The sequence below is a fragment of the Blautia liquoris genome (assembly GCF_015159595.1).
In the GTDB taxonomy this organism is placed as follows: Bacteria; Bacillota; Clostridia; order Lachnospirales; family Lachnospiraceae; genus Novisyntrophococcus; species Novisyntrophococcus liquoris.
The window spans coordinates 164,829-185,863 of record NZ_CP063304.1; the positions used below are offsets into that span (position 1 = coordinate 164,829).

Here is a 21,035-nt window from a genome sequence, read left to right on the forward strand (position 1 = left end):
CGGAGATCACTTTTTGCTGTATAGTTTCTTAACTGTTTTGGCGACCTGATCGGAGTCTTTGCTTTCTACGGTGATGTCGCAGGTATCTTTGTAATCGCCAAAGCTAATAGTCTTGGGCAGATTCAGCTTTTTCTGCAGATAATGATTCATATTTTCTTTCCGGGCATTCTTGCATAGAATATGCAGGAGTGCCTGATTTTCATATTCACTTTTTTTCAGAAGAAAACGACAGTTTCGATCCAGACCTTCCTGGTTAAAATCGCTGATCAGAGCGTTCAGTCGCGTGGTATCATCCAGCAGGGTAAATGAAATCACATTCTGTTTTTCAGATCTTTTTCCCCGCATATAATTGTGGAGCGGAGAAATACGCTGCTTCTCATAATATTCTCTTTGCTGCGGGGTCTTAAAGTCCTGATAATAGATTAACAGGACATCATCGACGATAACATTCTCAAAAAAGTGAAAATTCTTGTCGTCCAGAATATGTTCAATTCTTGATACTGTCTGGCGGCTCATCATATATTTCAACAAATATTGATTTTTACCGATATCATAGAGAACGGCTCCGTCCATGGCGATGACCGGAAGCTGCAGGTGAAGATTCTCTGCTGCTTTAAGGATTGCAGCGGGCGTGTGACTGGTGGAGAGCGTAAAGTTTGCTCCTGATCCAATCAGATGATTCAGCTCCCTTATTGTATAAGCACTGGGGGTGCTCTTTCCGGGTAAAAGAATCTGATCGAGTCCGGAAGTAAAAAGGATATCAGTTCGCTTTTTTTGTGGAATATGGATCCAGTTTATAACATAGGACAGAAAAACGCCAAAAAGAGTGTCTGAAAATCGAAACAATACGAACAAAAAAGGTCCGCCGTCACTGCCTCTTGACACTACTGTGGCGCTTAAAAATACGACACAGGAAATATAAGAGGCCGTTGTCATATGAAAAATTACAGTGACATATATAATTGCTGTGATGCAGATGATAACACTTACAAGATAAAGGAAACCTTCCCTCGTGAATGCAGATATACGGATCTCAAGCATGGTTAAAAATGCTGCAAAGGAGGCGCCAACTGTAGTCCCAAATGCGCGATTAAGAGCGGTCCTTTTGCTGTTTGAAAGATCTGACTGCATCGATAATATTGACGCGATCATCGCGTAAAAAGGGCTTCGTCCCAGGTGCAAAATCCGAAATAGAAACATGATAAGAAAGGCCGTTACGGCTGTCTTGACGATACGAAGTCCTATTGTCGGAAGCGAATATGAACTCATATACTTTTTTCCCCCTTACTGTTTTGCCGGTACGCACTCGGCGAACAATTGATCTGCTGCCTGAATACTCTGGCAAAGTACCCCGGACTTGAAAAGCCGGACCGCTGTGCGATTTCCGTAATTGAAAGCGAATCACGTGCGAGCAGAGGCAGACTTTTTTCTATTCTATAATACATCAGGTAGTCAAACAGTGAAACATCCATGTACTTTTTAAAAAAGCGGCAGCATTCACTTTTGCACAGATGGATTTCATCGGCAATATCGGATAGTGTTATCTTATCAGAGTAATGCTCCTGAATATAAGATAGAATTGCCCGAAGTCTTTCAATATCTCTGACGGAATCTGTACTTTGGGTACTTTGGATTCGTTTTATATCCAGGTGATCATAGATAGAAAGCCAGACTGTCCCAAGCAGCTGAGAAACCTTCATTTCAAATGAAACGGAAGATTCCAGATAGAGTTGATAAATCTGATGCAGATTTTTCAGTACTTCTTTTTGCCAGCCAGTCTCTTCACGTAAAACCAGAGATCCAATGGAAGGATTTGTGACAATAGGATTCACATATTTTCGCTGCAGCACGCTTCCCTCAAAACCGTAGATAATGCGCGGGTGAAAGGTGGTGGACAGATAATAGCAGTCTTCACCGTCAATCATATGACCGGCATGAAGAGCGTTAGCGTTGCAGAAGAGGCCGTCCCCAGATGAAAGAAGATAAGTCTGGTCGTTGACCTGATAGCTGATGCGGCCCTCCAGAATCAGCGTAATCTCTATCTCGGGATGCCAGTGCCAGTTAAATGCCCCACGCTCATAGCGGGACAATACTTCCTGACTGATAAAAACAGGAAATTCAAAACACCCGTGTGATTTCACCTCTTTTTGCTTTTTATCTGTTTTAAGCTGCATAAAAATCCTCCCGCAGGCATGAAACGCAAAACCTTTCAACTCTGTATCATCTCAATATAGTGTCAGAAGTAACTAATATATTTATAGAAAAATATTAATAATCTCATTATAATGAGATTACAATAGGATTGCAAGTAGTGTTCTGTATGAACAGGAGGAGAATAATGGAGTTAAACGAAATCGGAAACTATTTTGACAAAATATTCGGAGGCGATGGCGATATCAGAAGATATTTTGCCCCGGGACGTGTCAATCTGATCGGGGAACATACGGATTATAATGGAGGACATGTATTTCCCTGTGCCTTGACGATGGGAACGTATCTTCTTGCAAGAAAGAGACAAGACAGAAAGCTTCGTTTCTTTTCTATGAATTTTGAGAGTGTTGGTGTAGTTGAAACATCACTGGATCAGATGGCACCGCAAAGTGAAGGCAATTGGACTGCTTATCCCAAAGGAGTTATCTGGACGTTTGACCAGAAAGGCTATAAAGTCGATCAGGGATTCGACATACTGCTCTATGGAAATATACCCAATGGAGCAGGACTATCGTCCTCCGCATCGGTAGAACTTGCCACAGCAGTTATGCTCCGGGATCTTTGCGGATTTGAAAGCCTTTCGAATATTGACCTGGCGTTACTGGGACAGTACTCGGAAAATAATTACAATGGGGTAAACTGTGGAATCATGGATCAATTTGCCATAGCCATGGGGAAAAAGGATCATGCAATCTTTCTTGACACTGCAGATCTAAGCTATGAATATGCACCGGTATCTCTTAAGAATGCGAGAATTGTGATCAGCTGTTCGAATAAAAAGAGGGGCCTTGGAGATTCTAAATATAATGAGCGCCGCAAGGAGTGCGAGACGGCGCTTGCCGAAATCCAGAACATAAAGAATGTAAAAAGCCTCGGTGCACTTACGATATCGGAATTTGAAGAGGTAAAGGATGCCATCAAAGATCCTATCAGAAGAAAACGGGCGAAACATGCTGTATATGAGAATCAGAGGACTATTATGGCAGTAGAAGACTTAAAGCAGGGCAAGATTGACGAATTTGGGCAGCTGATGAATGAATCGCATAGATCACTTCGAGATGATTATGAGGTGACCGGTGTGGAACTGGATACGCTTGTGGAAGAAGCCTGGAAGTGCAATGGAGTGATTGGATCACGCATGACTGGTGCCGGCTTTGGCGGCTGCACGGTGAGCATCGTGGAAAAGGATGCAACAAGCAGTTTTATCACTCGCGTTGGGGAAGCTTATGAGAAAAAGATAGGATATTCAGCGGATTTCTTCGTGGTGGATATCGGTGATGGAGCAAAGAGGTTAATATAAAGATGATTGATCTAAGTGTAAAGAAACTTGTACAGTATGGAATAGAAACCGCGTTAATATCTGATGAAGACCGCATTTATACGACGAACCGGATTCTGGAAGTGCTCGAAAAAGACAATTATGAGGAGCCACAGGAACAGGTATCCAATATAGATCTGGAGAAGACATTAAGGGAACTTGATGATTACGCTGCCGCGTCAGGCTTGCTCGAAGTGGACAGTATTGTATACCGGGATTTGTTTGACACCAGACTGATGGGATGTCTGGTTCCAAGACCAACGGAGGTGATTTCAAGATTTCACACACTTTATCAGAAAAGTCCAAAAGACGCAACAGATTTTTTCTATAAATTTAGTCAGGATACAGATTATATACGCAGATACCGAATTAAAAAGGATATGAGGTGGAACGTAAACAGCACGTATGGGGATATTGATATTTCGATTAATCTGTCAAAGCCGGAGAAAGATCCCAAAGCGATAGCGGCTGCAAAAAACGTGAAAGCAAGCGGCTATCCAAAATGTCTGCTCTGTAGGGAGAATGAGGGATATGCCGGAAATGTAAATCACCCGGCGAGACAAAATCACAGAATTATTCCTCTTACGATCAATCACAGTGAATGGGGACTTCAATATTCTCCCTATGTGTATTATAATGAACATTGTATTTTACTAAGTGGTAAACATGTTCCTATGAAGATCAACAGGGATACCTTTGTGAAACTCTTTGACTTTGTAGAGCAATTTCCACATTACTTTATCGGTTCGAATGCAGATCTGCCAATCGTAGGGGGATCTATCTTAAGCCATGACCATTACCAGGGAGGACATTATACCTTTGCCATGGCAAAAGCGCCTATTGAGCAGTATTTTGAAATCCCAGGATACACAGATGTGGAAGCGGGAATTGTAAGATGGCCTCTTTCTGTGATTCGTATCAGACATAAAGATGCATCGCGGCTGATCGACCTGGGCTGGCACATCTTAGGCTGTTGGCGCAGTTATTCAGATAAGAACGCTGATATCCTGGCAGAGACAGATGGGGAACCCCATAATACAATTACCCCTATTGCAAGAAAAGTGAGAGACACGTATGAACTGGATCTGGCTCTTCGCAATAATCTTACGACAAAAGAACATCCGCTTGGCTTGTATCATCCGCATGAAGAATACCATCATATCAAGAAAGAGAACATCGGTTTGATAGAAGTGATGGGTCTGGCTGTGCTGCCGGCACGCTTGAAAGATGAGATGATGACTTTGGCAGATTATATTTTGACGGGAAAAGACATACGATCCGATGAGACGATAAAAAAGCATGCGGATTGGGCATATGAATTCCTGCCCAAATATCCGCAGATCAATGAGAGCAACGTGATGGATATTTTAAAAAAAGAGATTGGGAAAGTTTTTGTAGGAGTGCTCGAAGACGCCGGCGTGTACAAATGTACAGAGGAAGGCAGAAAGGCATTTTCAAGATTTCTGTACACACTTTAATGAAAAGGAGACTTATTATGAGTATATTAGTTACTGGCGGTGCAGGTTATATCGGCAGCCATACCTGTGTGGAACTGTTAAACGAAGGCTATGATGTTGTAATCGTGGATAATCTCTATAATTCCAGTAAGAAAGCAGTTGAACGGATTGAAAAGATCACAGGCAGACAGGTCACATTTTACGAGGAGGATTTGCTGGATAAGGAGAAAATCGACTATATCTTTGACGTTGAAAACATTGACGCTGTCATACATTTTGCGGGTTTGAAAGCGGTCGGTGAATCTGTGCACAAACCACTGGAATACTATCACAACAATATAACGGGTACGGTAAATCTTTGTGATGTGATGAGAAGCCATGATGTGAAGAAGATCATATTCAGCTCCTCGGCAACAGTGTACGGTGATCCGGCACAGATTCCGATTACTGAGGAATGCCCGAAGGGAACGCCGACAAATCCCTATGGATGGACTAAGTGGATGCTGGAGCAGATTCTGACAGATATACATACTGCAGATCCGCAATGGAAAGTGATACTTCTGCGTTACTTTAATCCGATTGGAGCGCATAAGAGCGGGCTGATCGGTGAGGATCCCAAGGGGATTCCCAACAATTTGATTCCTTATGTAGCACAGGTTGCCATCGGAAAATTAAAATCGGTAGGGGTCTTCGGAGATGACTATGATACGCCGGACGGGACAGGAGTCCGAGACTATATTCATGTGGTTGATCTGGCAAAGGGACATGTAAAGGCAATAGAAAAGCTGTCAGATCAAAAAGATGTCGGCATCTATAACCTGGGGACTGGAAAAGGATACAGTGTACTGCAGGTGATTCAGGCTTTTGAAAAGGCCTGCGGACATAAAATCCCCTATGAAATCAAACCCCGCCGCGCGGGTGATATCGCTGCATGCTATTCCAGCTGTGAGAAAGCCAAACAAGACCTGGGCTGGAAAGCACAGTACGATATCGAAGAGATGTGCGTGGATTCGTGGAACTGGCAGACGAAGAATCCTGAAGGCTATTGATATTTTGGTTCACAGGTCAGATCACAGCCGAGCTTTTGGAATGTTTTTCTGTCTGCGGATGATAAGATGACACTGGAGTGTACCTGACAGCCTTTTAATCTGGCCAGCTGCGTCAGAGCCAGCTTTGCATCGTCGCTTCTGGCTGCGGTGCTTGACAAGGCTATCAGGACTTCATCGGTGTGGAGTCTCGGATTTTTGCTTCCGAGATACTTTGTCTTTAATGTCTGAATTGGTTCAATCGCTGTGGGGGAGATGATATGTTTCTCATGGTCAATCCCGGCCAGTTCTTTGATGGCATTTAAAATCAGTGCGGCACAAGGCCCCAAGAGGCTGCTGGTTTTTCCCGTAATGATCTTTCCACTTGGAAGTTCCATGGCGGCAGCCGGGGCATTCGTCGCCTCCGCCCTTACAAGTGCCGGAGATACTGTACTTCTGTCTTGCACGGTCAGGTGTTCCTGTTTCATAAGCAGCTCGATTTTAAAAGATTCTGCTTCCGTGGATGTACCGGCCGCGATTCCTTCCAGAGCATGATAATATCTCCGGATAATTTCCTGACGGGAAGCCTCTTTGCAGGCCTCGTCATCGATAATACAGTTGCCGGCCATGTTGACGCCCATGTCTGTCGGAGATTTGTACGGGCTTTCACCGAAGATGTTCTCGAATATAGCATTGAGCACGGGAAAGATTTCCACATCACGGTTGTAGTTTACAGTTGTCTTTTTGTAAGCTTCCAGATGAAAAGGGTCGATCATATTGATGTCATTCAGATCAGCCGTCGCTGCTTCATATGCAAGATTAACCGGATGCTTTAAAGGGAGATTCCAGACAGGGAATGTCTCATATTTTGCGTAACCGGCATGGATGCCCCGCTTGTGCTCATGATAAAGCTGGGAAAGGCAGGTGGCCATCTTTCCGCTTCCCGGTCCCGGAGCTGTGACTACAACCAGGGGCCTCGAGGTCTCAATATAATCATTCTTTCCGAACCCATCGTCACTGACAATGAGCGGAATATTGCTGGGATATCCCGGAATCAGATAGTGGTTATAGACTCTGATTCCGAGATTTTCCAGCTTTTTTTTGAACATGACGGCATTTGCCTGTCCGGTAAATTTTGTGATGACAACACTTCCTACATAGAGCCCTTTGGCCCGGAATTCATCAATCAGCCGCAGGGTGTCATCGTCGTATGTAATTCCCAGATCACCGCGGACCTTATTTTTTTCGATATCAGCAGCAGAGACAGCCATTACAATTTCGGCCTGATCAGAAAGCTGCATCAGCATACGTAATTTGCTGTCAGGGGCGAAACCGGGAAGCACTCTCGAAGCATGGTAGTCGTCGAACAATTTCCCGCCGAATTCCAGATAGAGTTTGTTGTCAAACTGGTTGATACGCTCTTTGATATGTTCGGACTGCATTTTTAAGTATTTTTCATTGTCAAATCCTGTTTTCATCTATTTATACGACTCCTTGTTTGGTGTTTTTTATCATCTGACCCGCTATACAGTATACCTTTTGGGAAAGATTCAGACAAGGGTGAATTCACAAAATTTTCATTGCTTATCCCATAGTTATCCTTTATAATATGATACAAGGGTCAAAAAGTAATGCGAATGGTTTTAGGATTGTGGGAGCACGAAGTGCCAGGCAATCCGCGAAAGTGCCGGATGTAGGAGGAGCAGAATTTGCCAGGAGAAAATAACAACGGGCCTTCAAATAGCGGGGGACCGAAGAATAAACAGACATTACTGATTATTATAATATGCATTTTGCTGAGTCTGATTTTTATGGGTATGTTCAGCAACATGGTTCATAATTCGACATCAAAGGATATCACATACGATAAGTTTTTGAGGATGGTTGAAAAAGACGAGGTAAAGGAGGTCACGATACAGTCAGGAGTACTTACCATTGTTCCCAAAGACCAAAAATACGACGGTCTGGAAGTAACATATAACTGCACTTTAGTCGGCGATGAGAATTCACTGAGAGATCTGCTGGAGAAACATGGGATCAAATTTGAGAAAAAACTTCCGGATGCCACGGGTACGATTATATCGGTGATTTTGAATCTTCTGATTCCCATTGTCATGCTTGTCGTCGGATTTACCCTGATTTCCCATATGATGAATAAGAACGGCGGAATGATGGGCGGAGTCGGAAAGAGCAAGGCGAAAGCTTATGTTCAAAAAGAAACCGGAGTTACATTCAAGGATGTGGCCGGGCAGGATGAAGCGAAGGAATCTTTGCAGGAAGTTGTTGAATTCCTTCATAATCCGGCTAAATATACGGCGATTGGAGCGAAACTTCCAAAAGGGGCTTTGCTTGTAGGCCCTCCCGGTACCGGGAAAACTCTTCTGGCAAAAGCAGTTGCCGGAGAAGCACATGTTCCTTTCTTTTCGCTTTCGGGTTCCGAATTCGTGGAGATGTTTGTCGGTGTCGGAGCTTCCCGTGTCAGGGATCTGTTTGAGGAGGCCAAGAAGAATGCACCCTGTATCATATTTATCGATGAGATTGACGCGATTGGGAAGACCCGAGACGCGCGATATGGCGGAAATGATGAGCGTGAGCAGACATTGAATCAGCTGCTTGCGGAGATGGACGGTTTTGATACGTCGCAGGGACTTTTGATCCTGGCGGCAACCAATCGTCCGGAGGTTCTTGATCCGGCTCTTTTAAGACCCGGACGTTTTGACCGGAGAGTAATTGTTGACCGCCCGGATCTGAAGGGACGTGTCAACATCTTGAAGGTACATGCAAAACAGGTAGCACTGGATGAAACCGTTGATTTTGATGCCATTGCACTGGCCACCAGCGGTGCTGTCGGTTCCGATCTTGCCAATATGATCAACGAGGCTGCGATCCTTGCAGTGGAAAACGGAAGAAAAGCCGTATCACAGAAGGATCTATTCGAATCTGTGGAGATTGTCCTTGTGGGAAAAGAAAAAAAAGACAGAATCTTAAGTCAGGAAGAGCGAAAGATTGTGTCATATCATGAAGTAGGTCATGCTCTGGTCACTGCTTTACAAAAACATGCGGAACCAGTGCAGAAAATCACTATAGTCCCAAGAACTATGGGAGCTCTCGGATATGTCATGCAGGTTCCGGAGGAAGAGAAATATCTCAATTCCAAGACAGAACTTGAGGCCATGGTTGTAAGCCTTCTGGCAGGACGTGCCGCCGAGGAACTTGTATTCCAGGATGTGACCACTGGTGCGTCCAATGATATCGAAAAGGCGACACAGATTGTCCGTGCGATGATTACGCAGTATGGAATGTCTGATAAGTTTGGTCTTGTCGGCCTCGCAGCTCAGGAGAACGAATACCTGGATGGTCAGACTGTTCTAAATTGCGGAGACGCCACAGAGACAGAAATCGATCATGAAGTGATGAAAATTATGAAAGAATCCTATGAGCAGGCAAAAGAATTACTGATGGAAAACAGAGATGCACTGGATAAGATTGCCGCTTATCTGATAAAGAAAGAGACGATTACCGGAAAAGAGTTCATGAAGATCTTTGACGAAGTGAAAAGAGAACGGATTACTTCGGATGATCCGCCGCAAGAATAATAGTTTATAGTATCCCTCAGGATGACTCTTCCTGGGGGATTTCGTGTAGAAAGGAAGATTAGTCAGTGGATTTTGATATAGAGGAAGAACTGAAAAAGCTACCTGCAAAGCCAGGCGTTTATCTTATGCATGATAAAAATGATACAATCATATATGTCGGGAAGGCAGTCAGTCTGAAAAATCGCGTACATCAGTATTTTCAGAGCAGCAGGAATAAGGGTCTTAAGATAGAACATATGGTTCCGCAGATCGCAAGATTTGAATATATTGTGACGGATTCGGAGCTTGAAGCACTTGTGCTCGAGTGCAATCTGATTAAGGAATATCGTCCCAAATATAATACCATGCTAAAGGATGACAAAACGTATCCCTTTATTCAAGTTACGGTGGGGGAACCATATCCCCGCATACTGTTCTCGAGACGGATGAAAAAAGATAAGTCAAAATATTATGGGCCATATACGAATGCTCTGGCTGTAAAGGAGACAATTGAACTGCTTCGGAAGCTTTACTCGATTCGTTCTTGTAACCGGAATCTGCCCAAAGAAATTGGGAATGAACGTCCTTGTCTTTATTATCATATCAAACAGTGTAAAGCACCCTGTCAGGGGTATGTCAGTGAGGAGGAATACCGCGCACAGATCGATAAAGCACTGGAGTTTCTAAATGGCAATACAAAGGAGACGAAAGAGGTGTTAAGTGATCTGGAAGATAAGATGGCGTCTGCATCCGAGGAACTCCGCTTTGAGGAAGCGTCACAGTATCGCGATTTAATTGCAAATGTCAGGCGAATCGGTGAGAGGCAGAAGATCACGCAAAGTGACGGAGAGGATAAGGACATCATTGCACTTGCGACAGATAAAGAAGATGCGGTGACGCAGATTTTTTTCATGAGAAAAGGAAAGATGATAGGGAGAGAACATTATTATCTGCGAATCGCAGAGCAAGATACCCGAGGAGATGTTCTGCTGAGCTTTATCAAACAGTTTTATTCAGGAACACCATTTATCCCCCGGGAACTGATGTTGTCCGATGACATCCAGGATCAGGAGGTGCTGGAGGAATGGCTGACAAAAAAGCGCGGACAGCGTGTGCACATCGTCGTTCCGAGAAAGGGGAAAAAAGAGAAATTGGTAGAGTTGGCTGCAAGAAATGCCGGGATTGTCCTGACTCAGGATCGTGAGAGAATCAAAAAAGAAGAAGGCAGAACGATTGGAGCCGTAAAAGAGATAAAAAACTGGCTGGGGTTAGAGCACCTTGAGAGGATCGAGGCATACGATATCTCTAATATCAGCGGATATCAGTCGGTCGGTTCCATGATTGTCTATGAAAAAGGCAGGCCAAAACGGCAGGATTACCGAAAATTTCGAATTAAGTCTGTTCAGGGGCCGAATGATTATGCCAGCATGAAAGAAGTTCTGACGAGAAGATTTCGGCGCGGATTGGAACAGGATTCCGGATTTGAAAAACTGCCTGATCTGATTATGATGGACGGAGGACGAGGGCAGGTAAACATAGCACTGGAGGTGCTCGATGACATGGGACTCGATATTCCCGTCTCCGGAATGGTAAAAGATGACAGGCATCGGACCAGAGGTCTGTATTATGAGAACCTTGAGATTCCTGTAGACAAAGATTCAGAGGGATTTAAGTTGATTACCAGAATTCAGGATGAGGCCCATCGCTTTGCGATAGAATATCACAGATTACTCAGAAGCAAAGGACAGGTACACTCTATCCTGGACGATATACCGGGGATCGGGCCAGCTAGAAGAAAGGAACTGATGCGCCATTTTCAGGGAATTGATGACATCAAAGGGGCGACCGTGGAGGAACTTGAATCTCTCCCTTCCATGAATACAAAGTCTGCACAGCAAGTATATGACTTTTTCCACAAAACAACGGAGGAGATCAGTTGAACAGCCCCTCCTGGTATGATACAATAATGTGATGATACCAGGGTCAAAAGGTCCTGCGTGAGAACGCAACCCGATTAGGGCGTATTACGAAACATCGGTTATGAAAATAAGTGTATGAAAGCGAGGGCTTTGATGATGGATATAAGTTTGGTAAAATTGGTTGAGGAGCTGAATCTCAAGAATCTGACGCCGGATGTGGATATGAATGAAGTCCGGATATCTGTCCCGGATATTAACCGTCCGGCCTTGCAGCTCACCGGATACTATGAGCACTTTGCAAGCGAGAGGGTTCAGATTATAGGTACGGTAGAATTTACCTATCTTCAGCATCTGAGCGAGGAAGACAGAGTTCAGTCTTTTGAAGAGTTTGTCTCCAAGGATATTCCCTGTGTGATCTTTACGACGAATATGATTCCGGAGGAAAAACTGCTCCGGTTATGCAGAAAATATCAGGTGCCGACTTTTGGTACAGACAGAAAAACTTCTTCGTTCATGGCAGAGATTATAAGATGGCTGAATGTGAAGCTTGCCCCCACAATTTCGATCCATGGGGTTCTAGTGGATGTATTCGGCGAAGGTGTTTTGATCATGGGCGAGAGCGGAATCGGAAAAAGCGAAGCTGCACTGGAGTTGATTAAAAGAGGGCATCGGCTGGTGAGTGATGATGTTGTCGAAATCAGCAAGGTGAGCGATATTACTTTAGTCGGCACAGCCCCGAATATCACAAGACACTTTATCGAGCTGCGCGGAATCGGGATTATCGATGTCAAAACATTGTATGGCGTGGAAAGTGTGAAGGATACACAATCTATTGATTTGGTCATCAAACTGGAGGAATGGGATAAGGAGAAGGAATATGATCGTTTGGGGTTGGAAGAAGAATATATCCAATTTCTGGGCAATAAAGTGGTCTGCCATTCTCTTCCGATTCGCCCGGGAAGAAATCTGGCTATTATTGTCGAGACAGCAGCCGTGAACCACAGACAGAAGAAGATGGGGTATAATGCAGCACAGGAGCTTTACAGGCGTGTGCAGCAGAACTTATCAAAGAAGAGAGAGGATTAGGCAATGGCAGAATATATATTTGGCGTAGATATCGGCGGAACAAGCATAAAATTCGGACTCTTTTTGACAGATGGCACTGTACTAGACAGATGGGAAGTCAACACTCGTCTGGAAAATAACGGGACTGAGATTATCCCTGATGTGGCAAAAAGTATTCAGAATAAGATGTACGAGAAAAAACTAAAAAAAGAAGAGATTGCCGGTGTCGGCGTCGGCGTTCCAGGTCCTGTCACAGAGAACGGAGAGGTAATCGTTGCGGTCAATCTTCACTGGGGGCACACGAAAGTTGCAAAAGACTTGGAGAAGCTGCTTAATATTCCGGTGAAAGCTGGAAATGATGCGAATGTTGCTGCACTCGGTGAGATGTGGAAGGGCGGCGGCCGCGGAACGAAGAATCTGATTATGGTTACACTTGGAACCGGTGTCGGCGGCGGAATCATCGTGGATGGCAAGATTGTCGCAGGGGCACATGGTGCCGGCGGTGAGATCGGACATGCATCGGTGGAACCGGATTTTCCGATTGCGTGCAACTGTGGAAACCATGGCTGTCTCGAACAGTTTACATCTGCCACGGGAATAGTTCGAATTGCAAAAGAAGAGATTGCGAAGGCAGAGAATACCAAGACGGTTTTAATTGAGAATGAGATCTCAGCAAAATCAATCTTTGATGCATATAAGGAAGGCGATGAAGTATCGAAAAAAATTGTAAATCAATTCGCCAGGTATCTTGGAAAAGCTCTTGCAATATTCGCCTGTGTCATTGATCCGGAGATCTTTGTGATCGGCGGCGGGGTTTCAAAGGCGGGACAGCCTCTGCTCCGTGCAGTTGAACAATACTACAGGAAATTCGCGTTTAAGTCCTGTAAAGAGACACCTCTGGTGCAAGCCAAGCTCGGAAACGATGCGGGGATATACGGAGCAGCAAAATTGGCACTTGACGCTGCTCGGTGAAATTTTGACGGAAACTAAGTGGTGTGACGAAAAAAAACGCAAGAAATAATAGCATTGACAAATTTATTTGTCAATGCTATTATTTTAATGACAAGTATTGTTGTCAAAATGACAACCTGATATGTCATCTCAAAGCTGTGAAGCATGCACAGAATGGAGGTTAAGATGCCATTATTAAATCATATGAAAGAGCATCGTGCCAGACTGGGTTTAAACCAGGCAGAGCTTGGAAAACTGGCGGGGGTATCCCGTCAGACTATCAGTTTGATTGAGAGGGAGGATTATTCCCCTTCGGTTACTCTGGCATTAAAGCTGGCAAAGATTTTTGGATGTCCGGTCGAGGACATCTTTGAATATCTGGAGGAGGAAAGGAAATGAGCAGGAAGAAGAAAGAAAAAAAGGCTTTTTGTCAATGGGCGGGAAGATATTGCTTGGGGCTGTAATCGGAGGAATCATCGGTTACATGTTTGGAGACAGTGATTCTACAGCTGTGGAGGAAACCGCCAATTACTTCTTAGATATGACGGTGAATGCGTATAGGCCTGTTATGATTATCGTCACCCTGTGCATGCTGCTGCTGAACCTCCTCTGTTTTTTTAAATTGAGATCCTGTGTGTTACAGGCAGAAGGGTGCAAAGACGAGGAGAAGAGTGATCTGCTTGATGATAAAATTGACCTTATCAGTACATTGTGCTTATCCGGAAACGGTGTTTTCTATATTTTGCTGTTTTTCACTTATGCGTTGTCATATATCAGGGGAGACGAAACAGATATTATGAAGGTTTTTTTGTTTATCGTCCCTGTTTTGATATATCCTACATTTAACATTCTTATTATCAACCTGCTAAAGAGGCATGACCCTTCAAAAAAAGGTGTCCCGGGCTCCGTGTGTTTTCAGAAAGACTGGATGGAGAGCTGTGATGAAGCGGAAAAGATGAGAACATTCCGAACATCCTATCAGACGAATATTGCTAGCTGTTACATTATAAGCATTGGTTTTTGTGCCACTGCAATCCTGGCCCTTTTCTTTCCAGTGGGTGTATTCGCGTTATTTATAACAGCACTTATGTGGCTGGCACAGACTATTATAACTGCTTATTATGATATAAAAAGTAAAAAAGAGAAGATGATGTAGACGGGATATATCCGATTACATATAAAAATCAACCCATGGAGGAAATAACATGAGACTTGAGGTGAAAGATATTCACAAAAGCTTCGGAGGCAAAGAAGTGCTTCACGGAATATCATTTTCAGTAGAAAGCGGGAGTGCACTGGGACTTTTGGGACGCAATGGCGCCGGAAAAACGACCACAATCCGCATTTTGATGGATGTGTTCAAAGCAGATAAGGGTGAAGTCCTGCTGGATGGCAAAAAATTTCGTCCCGGTGAATACCGTATCGGATATCTCCCTGAAGAAAGGGGGCTCTATCCTAAGAAAAAGGTGGGGGAACAGATTGCATATCTTGCCCAGCTGCGTGGAATGGGCACAAAGGAGTCGAAGGAGAGCATGCGAAGGTGGCTCGCGCGTCTGGAGGTATCCGAATATGAGAATAGACTGCTGGAAACCTTGTCAAAGGGAAATCAGCAGAAGGTTCAGCTGGCGCAGACACTCGTCTGTGATCCCCAGATCATCATATTGGATGAACCATTTTCCGGTTTGGACCCCGTTAATTCACAGGTGTTAGAAGATGTGATTCAGGAGGAAATCCAAAAAGGGAAGCTAGTGATTTTCTCCAGCCATCAGATGGGATATGTGGAAGAGTTTTGTAAGGATATCATAATTATCAATAAAGGAACCACAGTTCTTTCCGGTGATTTGAAGAATATCAAGCGGGAATTTGGCAACAATCGTCTGATTCTCTCAGTCAATGACATGGAGCATGAAGAACTGCACAGAAACGCAGACCAAAAGTGGGGAAGCCTGGTGAGTGTATACGGGCACAATAAGGAACAGTTAATTCTGGAGATGAAGCCCGATGTCAAAAAGGAGATGATCTTGAGTGCCCTTGCAAAAAGCGGTCTGGATGTAGAACGATTCGGAGATTATCAGCCATCGTTAAATGACATTTTTGTACAAGTGGCAGAAGATTAACCTGTCGATGAATAAAGACGAAAGGGATATATAGCATATGAAGAAGTTTTTAACAGTTCTGAAATTTGAAATCGGGAATTATTTTAAGAATAAAAGTTTCCTTCTTACCACAGTTGGACTGACACTTCTTATGGTGGGAGTCGTAATTGTACCTACTTTCTTTATGGGAGGCTCGAAAAAAGCGGATGCAGGGGAAGATACAAAGAACACCTTGGCATTTTTTGATGAAAAAGGGTATCTGGGAAATCCGAAGGAATTTGAACAACTGCTGCCCCAATATGACTGGCTGAACTGTTCTGAGGAACGGGAGCTTAAGGAGGCTGTAAAAAGTGAAAAGGCCGAAGCCGGATTTATTGTTCAAGGAGAGACAAAATACACTTATGTAGTGGAAAACAGATCTATGATGGACAACATACAGGAAAGCTTTGAATCAGGTATGCTTAAATCTTACCGAATGAAAACATTGACAGAACAAGGGATAGACGCCGGCATAGTGGAATCCCTGTATGAGAAGCCGCTGCAATCGGATACGATGATTCTGGGCAAGGATAGTGCAAAGAATTACACGTATACCTATGTATTGGTATTTGTGATGTATTTCTTTGTATTACTCTATGGGCAGATGATTGCTACCTCAATTACAAGTGAAAAGAGCAATCGAGCCATCGAGATTCTGGTCACCAGTGCGAACAGCAACAGCCTGATTTTTGGGAAAGTGGTTGCCGGCGCCGTCTGTAGTCTCTTTCAGGGCGGGTTGATACTGGGGGCAGGTGTTGCCTCTTACCGGATGGTTCGCAGTGCCTGGAATAACCGGCTGGATTTCCTGTTTGATATACCGCTCAATGCATGGCTTGCCTTTATCCTGTTTGGGATACTGGGATATCTGCTTTACGCGTTCCTTTTTGGCATGCTTGGGGCATTGGTATCGAAGACGGAGGACATCAGCAAAAGCGCCACACCAGTTACAATTATATATATTGTGGCATTTTTTGTAGCCATATTTGGCATGAACACGCCCGACAGCGTTTTAATGAAGGCTGCGTCCTTTATCCCCTTTACCGCCAGCAACAGTATGTTCATAAGAGTGGCTATGGGTTCTGTCACGGCGGCCGAGGTTGTGATCTCGGTCCTGATTCTGGCAGCATCCTGTGGACTTGTAGGATTTTTGGCCGCAAAGATCTTCCGGTTTGGTACTCTGATGTATGGAAATCCTATTAAATTTTCAGTTGCGTTGAAGAAAATTCGTGAAAAATAAGGGCAAACTCGTAAACCACTTGCTACTTGCGGCAAAAGAGAAAATCTAGTATACTGTTCTTTATAAAAACTGACTGTCTAAACTAAGACTATATGGATGAAAACAAACATTCAAAATCTGGTCAGTCATTATAGAAAGGGAATTTTTATGTCAAATCCAATCATTACAATCACCATGGATGATGGTGACATTGTGAAAGCAGAATTATACCCGGACATTGCTCCGAATACAGTTAATAACTTTATCAGCCTTGTCAAAAAAGGATTTTATGATGGACTTACCTTCCACCGCGTGATTCCGGGATTTATGATCCAGGGTGGATGCCCGCTTGGCAACGGAACCGGCGGTCCCGGTTATGGTATTAAAGGTGAGTTCTCTCAGAACGGCTTTGATAATAATCTGAAACACGAGGAAGGCGTTCTCTCTATGGCTCGTGCGATGCAGCCGGACTCGGCGGGAAGCCAGTTCTTTATCATGCACAAGAATTCTCCGCATCTGGACGGCGCTTACGCAGGCTTTGGCAAAGTGGTTGATGGCATGGAGGTTGTCAATAAGATTGCACAGACTCCGACAGATTTTCGCGATTGTCCCGTAAATCCCGTAAAGATTGCTTCCATTACGGTTGATACTCTTGGTGTGGATTATCCGGAACCGGAAAAGTGCTGATCTCTCCTTCTTTCAGAACAGCAAAATAGAGATTTTTTTGTTCCTGCAGTCTTACAGTACCTCCCGTGATTTCTGTCAGTTCGGATTTCAATGTGGGCAGATCGGATACATGAGTCAGTACGGTCAGAGAAACCTGATCAGTGTAGCTGCTCTCCATGACAGGGATATTCCGACTGGCGAGAAGATACTGGATCTTTCCGATCATACTGTAATCGGTACTGAGATTCAATAAGGTGCCAAGTTTCTTTTCTATGATAACAGAGGCTTCGACTGCCTGGCGTGCCGCAGTGGAGTAAGCTCGCACGAGCCCTCCGGTTCCAAGGAGAGTTCCGCCAAAATAGCGGGTTACAACCACTGCAGTATTGCATAGATCCTCACCCAGGATAACGTCTAGTATCGGATGGCCGGCGGTCCCTTGTGGTTCACCGTCATCGGAAGACCGTACAATCTCATGGTGGGTACCGACTGTATAGGCAAAACAATTATGGCTGGCATTCCTGTTTATTTTTCGAACCTTTTCTATAAATTCAAGTGCTTCTTCTTCACTTTCCACCGTATCTGCGGCAGCGATAAATCTGGATTTTTTTTCGATAATTTCAGCTTTTTCACCTTTGTATATAGTTTTATAGTTTTCAGGCATGAGAATCCTCCTGTTTGATAGATTTTGATCTGATTGAATGCTTTCTGCGTGCATCTTGCTGTAGTCTAAGTGACAGATGAGTGTCGGTTTGCGCCAATATTAAGAATTATAACATAGAAATTTTATATAAGGGGCTTTATTTCAAATTTAATATTTGATATAATGAATTCTAATCAACAAGGAGGAAAATCATGAACTTTGGTAAAAAGAGCGTATCCGATAAGCGCGATAAGCTAAACTCCTCATCTGCCAAGGTAGGTAAGAAGGCAGGAGTCTCCGCGTTACGTGTGCTGCTATTCGGTCTTTTGACCGTACTGGCCATGGTGATCTGTCTGGGGCTTGGAGCATTTAAAGGGCTTATAGACAGTGCACCGGATATTTCGGATGTAAACATTATGCCAATGGGTTATGCAACATTTATATACGACTCGGATGGTAATGAAATACAAAAACTAAATTCTTCGGATGGAAACCGTATATCGGTCTCAATCAAGGAGATACCGGAAAGTATGCAGCATGCGATTGTAGCGATTGAAGATTCCCGGTTTTATGAACATAATGGAATCGACCCCAGGGGGATCGCACGTGCTGCCGTAGTAGCTGTGAAGAATCGCGGCAAAAATATGGAAGGTGCCAGTACAATTACCCAGCAGCTTCTGAAAAATAATGTTTTCACAAACTGGACAAAAGAGGGTCCCATGGAAAGGTTCCGGCGTAAATTCCAGGAGCAATATCTGGCAGTCAAGCTGGAGTCGGAGCTGAACGCCGAAGGAAAAAACGCAAAAGACGTGATTTTGGAAAATTATCTGAACACGGTAAACTTTGGAGCGGGAGCCTATGGCATTCAAACTGCAGCCCAGACTTACTTTGGGAAAAACAGCACCGATCTCACTCTCTCAGAGAGTGCGGTTTTAGCGGCTATTCCCCAGAACCCGTCTAGATATAATCCACAAAGACACCCAGACTACAATAAAAAGCGAAGAGAAAAAGTCCTGAAGGATATGCGAAAGCAGAAGTTTATCACTGAACAGGAATATAATGAGGCCATTGCGGACGATGTATACGCAAGGGTAATCCAGACTTCCGATGAGAAAACTTCTCAGCCATATACGTATTTTGTTGATGCATTGGTCAACCAGCTGAAAGAAGATCTGATGAATCAGAAAGGATATTCAGAGGTTCAGGCTAAGAATGCCATCTACAGCGGAGGACTGAAGATCTATACGACACAAGATCAGAAGATCCAGCAGGTTATGGATGAAGAATTCCAAAATCCTGATAATTATCCTTCGGGTACAAGGATAGGGCTTGACTGGGCATTGTCTGTAACGCATAAGGACAACCCGGATAAAGTTGAAAATTACAGCCAAGAAATGCTCCAGAAATATTTTATGGATCAGGGAGACGAGGATTTTAATCTTCTATTTGACACGGAGGACGAGGCACGTGCTGCAGTCGCTACCTACAAAGCGGCCATCTTAAGAGAGGGTGATACGATTGTTGCAGAACGTATTGCTTTTACTCCGGAACCACAGGCATCTATGGTGGTGATGGATCAGTATACAGGATATGTGAAGGGACTGGTCGGAGGCAGGGGCACGAAGACAGCAAGTCTTACACTGAATCGTGCCACGGATACTTACCGTCAGCCGGGATCCACATTCAAGATACTTTCCACATATGGACCGGCACTTGACACCGAAGCAATTACACTTGGTGATATCGTGTTGGACGAGCCTTATCAGTATGTAACCGGGACACCGATCAGAAATGCCGATGGTCAGTTCCATGGAAATGTGAGTATTCGGACAGCCATACAGAATTCTTACAACATAGTTGCGGTCAAAACTCTGACTGATATTACCCCTCAGACGGGTTTTGACTATCTTAAGAAGATGGGATTTGACGGGCTAGTAGATTCAACGGCCGTTGATATCAGACAACCACTTGCACTGGGCGGCATCAGCAAAGGTGTTACGACACTTCAGCTGACTTCTGCCTATGCTGCTATAGCGAACAAAGGAACTTATCTGGAACCGGCACTGTATACGAAAGTACTTGACCATGATGGAAACGTTCTGCTGGACAATACACCTGTGGAAACACATATATTCAAGGACAGCACAGCATATCTTTTGACAAGTGCCATGGAGGACGTCGTAAAATATGGTACCGGTACGATGGCACAACTTGACAACATGTCTGTTGCGGGAAAGACTGGTACGACAAGCTCTACAAAGGATCTTGTATTTGCAGGATTCACCCCATATTACACTTGTAGCGTGTGGGCGGGATATGACAACAATATCCCTGTGCCTAAGAGTTCTCAGAACTTTCATAAGGTTTTGTGGAAGAAGGTGATGAGTCGTATCCATGAAGGGCTGCCGAATGTAGGATTCGAAAAGCCTGCCTCCGTGCAGGAGGCTTCGATTGACCCGACTACAGGTCTGTTGGCCGGACCGGGATGTCAGACAGCCACGGAGTATTATGAGATCAATACTGTTCCGAAAAAGAGATGCTACCATGTCCTGCCTGCGCCGACAAAGGCTCCGGTACCGAAGGATGATGATGAAAAACCTGATACCGAGAAGCCGGATGGATCTGCGGAACAGAATCCCGATAAAGATAACAAGGATCAGAACGATAATTCCGGAACAGATCAGGGAAAGGACAACCAAAAACCGTCGGATGAAAATTCTGGCGAAAAACCGGCAGCACCATCACCGCCCACAGATCCGGAAAATCCCCCCTCTGGTTCGGATGAAGGGCAGCCGTCACAGACTCCGGAGGATGGATGACTGTTCTGAAATAAAAAGAAGCTTTCCCGCCGTCGATA

At 44.3% G+C, this 21,035-nt stretch carries 17 protein-coding genes; 13 read left to right on the forward strand and 4 right to left on the reverse strand.

Annotation, left to right across the window (positions count from 1 at the left end):
- Positions 1-6: 6 nt before the first annotated feature.
- Positions 7-1,269: an HAD hydrolase family protein gene (locus INP51_RS00795; RefSeq protein WP_193735876.1), complete on the reverse strand. Its 1,263-nt coding sequence runs from the start codon at positions 1,267-1,269 to the stop codon at positions 7-9.
- Positions 1,266-2,174 carry an AraC family transcriptional regulator gene (locus tag INP51_RS00800; protein WP_193735877.1) on the reverse strand — a complete coding sequence of 303 codons (909 nt, stop codon included), beginning with the start codon at positions 2,172-2,174 and terminating at the stop codon, positions 1,266-1,268. The genes INP51_RS00795 and INP51_RS00800 overlap by 4 nt, the downstream gene beginning before the upstream one ends.
- Positions 2,175-2,338: 164 nt before the next feature.
- Here INP51_RS00800 and INP51_RS00805 point away from each other — a divergent pair, with 164 nt between their 5' ends.
- From INP51_RS00805 to galE, 3 genes are read left to right on the forward strand one after another with little or no spacing between them, the layout of a single operon-like run.
- Positions 2,339-3,511: a galactokinase gene (locus tag INP51_RS00805; RefSeq protein ID WP_193735878.1), complete on the forward strand. Its 1,173-nt coding sequence runs from the start codon at positions 2,339-2,341 to the stop codon at positions 3,509-3,511.
- A gap of 2 nt (positions 3,512-3,513) precedes the next feature.
- The gene (gene galT / locus INP51_RS00810) at positions 3,514-5,007 is read left to right on the forward strand and encodes a UDP-glucose--hexose-1-phosphate uridylyltransferase (RefSeq protein ID WP_193735879.1); all 1,494 of its coding nucleotides are present in this window, start codon (positions 3,514-3,516) and stop codon (positions 5,005-5,007) included.
- A 17-nt stretch (positions 5,008-5,024) separates the two neighbouring features.
- Positions 5,025-6,035, forward strand: a complete 1,011-nt coding sequence (gene galE, locus INP51_RS00815) for a UDP-glucose 4-epimerase GalE (protein ID WP_193735880.1) — start codon at positions 5,025-5,027, stop codon at positions 6,033-6,035.
- Here galE and INP51_RS00820 read toward each other — a convergent pair.
- Entirely contained in the window at positions 6,029-7,489 is a 1,461-nt protein-coding gene (locus INP51_RS00820; protein WP_193735881.1) for a DUF1846 domain-containing protein, read from the reverse strand. The genes galE and INP51_RS00820 overlap by 7 nt on opposite strands.
- A gap of 231 nt (positions 7,490-7,720) precedes the next feature.
- On the opposite strand from INP51_RS00820, the gene ftsH reads away from it, so the two are divergent.
- The 9 genes from ftsH to INP51_RS00865 all read left to right on the forward strand — a co-directional run bounded on the left by ftsH (position 7,721) and on the right by INP51_RS00865 (position 17,559).
- The gene (gene ftsH, locus INP51_RS00825; RefSeq protein ID WP_193735882.1) at positions 7,721-9,607 is read left to right on the forward strand and encodes an ATP-dependent zinc metalloprotease FtsH; all 1,887 of its coding nucleotides are present in this window, start codon (positions 7,721-7,723) and stop codon (positions 9,605-9,607) included.
- 65 nt (positions 9,608-9,672) lie between these two features.
- Positions 9,673-11,526, forward strand: a complete 1,854-nt coding sequence (uvrC, locus tag INP51_RS00830; RefSeq protein ID WP_193735883.1) for an excinuclease ABC subunit UvrC — start codon at positions 9,673-9,675, stop codon at positions 11,524-11,526.
- A gap of 132 nt (positions 11,527-11,658) precedes the next feature.
- Complete coding sequence (hprK, locus tag INP51_RS00835) at positions 11,659-12,591, forward strand: HPr(Ser) kinase/phosphatase (RefSeq protein ID WP_193735884.1); 933 nt, start codon at positions 11,659-11,661, stop codon at positions 12,589-12,591.
- A gap of 3 nt (positions 12,592-12,594) precedes the next feature.
- Positions 12,595-13,542 carry an ROK family glucokinase gene (locus INP51_RS00840; protein WP_193735885.1) on the forward strand — a complete coding sequence of 316 codons (948 nt, stop codon included), beginning with the start codon at positions 12,595-12,597 and terminating at the stop codon, positions 13,540-13,542.
- A 165-nt stretch (positions 13,543-13,707) separates the two neighbouring features.
- Positions 13,708-13,920, forward strand: coding sequence for a helix-turn-helix transcriptional regulator (locus INP51_RS00845; RefSeq protein WP_193735886.1), 213 nt, complete (start codon positions 13,708-13,710; stop codon positions 13,918-13,920).
- Between the two features lie 28 nt (positions 13,921-13,948).
- Positions 13,949-14,677, forward strand: a complete 729-nt coding sequence (locus INP51_RS00850; protein ID WP_268885821.1) for a DUF3169 family protein — start codon at positions 13,949-13,951, stop codon at positions 14,675-14,677.
- Positions 14,678-14,726: 49 nt separating this feature from the next.
- Positions 14,727-15,638, forward strand: a complete 912-nt coding sequence (locus tag INP51_RS00855; RefSeq protein ID WP_193735888.1) for an ABC transporter ATP-binding protein — start codon at positions 14,727-14,729, stop codon at positions 15,636-15,638.
- Between the two features lie 37 nt (positions 15,639-15,675).
- Positions 15,676-16,893: an ABC transporter permease gene (locus tag INP51_RS00860; protein ID WP_193735889.1), complete on the forward strand. Its 1,218-nt coding sequence runs from the start codon at positions 15,676-15,678 to the stop codon at positions 16,891-16,893.
- A gap of 147 nt (positions 16,894-17,040) precedes the next feature.
- On the forward strand, positions 17,041-17,559 hold the full coding sequence (locus INP51_RS00865; RefSeq protein ID WP_193737182.1) for a peptidylprolyl isomerase: 519 nt from the start codon (positions 17,041-17,043) through the stop codon (positions 17,557-17,559).
- On the opposite strand, the gene INP51_RS00870 is transcribed toward INP51_RS00865, so the two are convergent.
- Complete coding sequence (locus tag INP51_RS00870) at positions 17,510-18,199, reverse strand: YigZ family protein (RefSeq protein ID WP_193735890.1); 690 nt, start codon at positions 18,197-18,199, stop codon at positions 17,510-17,512. The two genes, INP51_RS00865 and INP51_RS00870, sit on opposite strands and share 50 nt — an antisense overlap.
- Before the next feature lie 191 nt (positions 18,200-18,390).
- Here INP51_RS00870 and INP51_RS00875 point away from each other — a divergent pair, with 191 nt between their 5' ends.
- Positions 18,391-20,997, forward strand: coding sequence for a PBP1A family penicillin-binding protein (locus tag INP51_RS00875; RefSeq protein ID WP_193735891.1), 2,607 nt, complete (start codon positions 18,391-18,393; stop codon positions 20,995-20,997).
- The last annotated feature ends 38 nt before the right edge of the window (positions 20,998-21,035 follow it).

Coding starts and splice junctions, on each gene's coding strand:
- hprK (WP_193735884.1), top strand. CDS start 11,659: ATGATGGATATAAGTTTGGTAAAATTGGTTGAGGAGCTGAATCTCAAG.
- galE (WP_193735880.1), top strand. CDS start 5,025: ATGAGTATATTAGTTACTGGCGGTGCAGGTTATATCGGCAGCCATACC.
- INP51_RS00845 (WP_193735886.1), top strand. CDS start 13,708: ATGCCATTATTAAATCATATGAAAGAGCATCGTGCCAGACTGGGTTTA.
- INP51_RS00805 (WP_193735878.1), top strand. CDS start 2,339: ATGGAGTTAAACGAAATCGGAAACTATTTTGACAAAATATTCGGAGGC.
- INP51_RS00855 (WP_193735888.1), top strand. CDS start 14,727: ATGAGACTTGAGGTGAAAGATATTCACAAAAGCTTCGGAGGCAAAGAA.
- galT (WP_193735879.1), top strand. CDS start 3,514: ATGATTGATCTAAGTGTAAAGAAACTTGTACAGTATGGAATAGAAACC.
- INP51_RS00820 (WP_193735881.1), bottom strand. CDS start 7,489: ATGAAAACAGGATTTGACAATGAAAAATACTTAAAAATGCAGTCCGAA.
- INP51_RS00860 (WP_193735889.1), top strand. CDS start 15,676: ATGAAGAAGTTTTTAACAGTTCTGAAATTTGAAATCGGGAATTATTTT.
- INP51_RS00840 (WP_193735885.1), top strand. CDS start 12,595: ATGGCAGAATATATATTTGGCGTAGATATCGGCGGAACAAGCATAAAA.
- INP51_RS00795 (WP_193735876.1), bottom strand. CDS start 1,269: ATGAGTTCATATTCGCTTCCGACAATAGGACTTCGTATCGTCAAGACA.
- INP51_RS00870 (WP_193735890.1), bottom strand. CDS start 18,199: ATGCCTGAAAACTATAAAACTATATACAAAGGTGAAAAAGCTGAAATT.
- INP51_RS00875 (WP_193735891.1), top strand. CDS start 18,391: ATGAACTTTGGTAAAAAGAGCGTATCCGATAAGCGCGATAAGCTAAAC.
- INP51_RS00865 (WP_193737182.1), top strand. CDS start 17,041: ATGTCAAATCCAATCATTACAATCACCATGGATGATGGTGACATTGTG.
- INP51_RS00800 (WP_193735877.1), bottom strand. CDS start 2,174: ATGCAGCTTAAAACAGATAAAAAGCAAAAAGAGGTGAAATCACACGGG.